Origin of the sequence: Pseudomonas sp. HMWF006 (genome assembly GCF_003061205.1) — a bacterium.
Lineage (GTDB): Bacteria > Pseudomonadota > Gammaproteobacteria > Pseudomonadales > Pseudomonadaceae > Aquipseudomonas > Aquipseudomonas monsensis.
On the sequence record NZ_QAIU01000409.1, the window covers coordinates 1 to 1,883 of the forward strand.

The 1,883-nt window shown below is 64.1% G+C and carries 1 pseudogene; it reads right to left on the minus strand.

Annotated elements, in window-relative coordinates:
• Window positions 1-1,883 (minus strand): annotated as a pseudogene (locus tag DBR24_RS16880) (hemagglutinin); the annotation flags it as partial.

The window sequence follows — 1,883 nt, forward strand, 5'->3', positions numbered from 1 at the left end:
GTCTTGCCGTCCATCGGTGCCATCGCGCGTGGCACACCACGCCGGGCGGCATCGCTCTGGATGAAGGAAGTGAATCCGGTTTCGTTGTACTGCGAGTAACGACGCAACACGTCGGCAGACGTGAGGATCACCTGACTGGCCAGGCTGGCACGCACGTCAGTATTGGCAATCGACATCTGCCCGCTGCTGGTCCATGAACCGTTACGCAATGGCAGCGCCCCGGTTGTCACGCCGGGTGTCGCCTGACCGTTCACTTCAACCCGGAACGCACCGGGCATCAAGGCAAACGTTGACGGCAACAATGTGTAAGTGCCCGCTGCCAACCCCGGAACGCCGGCACCAATGGTGATCTGCTGCCCGATACGCGGATCGACCGCACCGGCCTCGGCCAGCATCGGCGCATAGCTGCTCTGGTTGCCGGGCACGATGGCATAGACCGGGTTGCTCGCCAGCCCCGGCAGGCTGAAGGTGCCGTCAGGCGCATTGCGCACCAGCGGGTTGAAACGCGCATCGGTGGAGCCGCCACGACCGGACACGAAACCGGCGCCGCGCAGATCCCCGCCGCCGGACAGGTCGATGACCGCGTCGCTCTGCACATCGGCAAATTGCGTGCCGATCGACACGCCTGATGTTTCGCCGGTGATGCCGTCGAGCACCACGGATTTGCCGTTGTAGCGATAGTCGATACCGTCCGTGGTGCCGCCGTACGGCATGACCAGACCGGCACCGCTGACCGAAGTCAGACTGCCCGGCAGGAGATGAACCTCGCGAGTCGTGCTGAGCAAATCGTCACCCAATACGATCTTGCCCAGCGGTGCACGCAAGACACCGCCCTGCTCGATGTACGCGGCGGAAAAAGTCAGCTTTCCGAATGCCGAGTACGGCACTGCAGCCGGTGCAGCCCCGTGACCGCTGATCCGCAAGGTGTGTTGAGAAACCGGAACCTCGCCCTGATAACCGACGCGCACCTCAGCCTGAACACCGGTGGCGGGATAGATCTGCGCCGCACCGAGATTCAAGTCGCCCGGTGTCCACAGCCTGGTTCTCTCCGCGCCATCATTCGGCGCGAGGAAACGCAGATCGCCGCTGCTGTCGAGGTTCACCAGACCGAAAGCCCGACGGCTGTATGCAACGGCCGGAGCCTGCCGTTGCAGGATCGAACCCTGAGTCCCGAAGGACAGGCCATTGCCCACGTCCAACAGGTTCGCAGAGGCATTCAACGTCGCGTCGGACAACCGGGTCGTCGGGCCGGGAAGCAATCGTGGGCGCATCATGCTGAAGCCGGCAAAGTAGGTGCCCACCCCTGACAGACGCAGGTACGGCGCACTCAAATCAACCCGCGCCGTGCCTTTGGAGTTCTCGGCAAGCGACAGCGCTCCGGCGAACAGGCTGAGGCTCTGATTCATGCGCAGATTGACGTCACCGTCGAACGACAAAAGACCGTTGCTCAGCAGGCTGAGATTGTCGAAACCGCCCGTCATCAAGCCATCGGCACTCAAACGGGCTTGACCGTAACGCAAGCCATCGGCGCCTTCGCCGGGTCGCAGATTCGCGGGCAGCAGCCCGTTCCCTGCCGCTTGGCCGATGATCATTTCCCTCGGAGCCCGCACCGCGTTGCTCGCCGAATCGGAATACAGCGGCGTCTCCAGCGCCAGTTCCAGACGACCACCGGCCGCCCCGACGCCACCCGCCGCCGCACGCAAGTTGCCTTCGACGAACAGGCCGGTGTAGGAGCTCAAACCGATTCGCCCGCCATCCGTTGCGACGCGGGTCGGGCCCTGGCCGGCGATATCCAGAACGGCCTCGGTACCCGAGGCATCCAGCCGCGCGCCCGGACGCACAATCACGTAGGCATCGGCGGCGAGATCGACTCGAAACTGGCA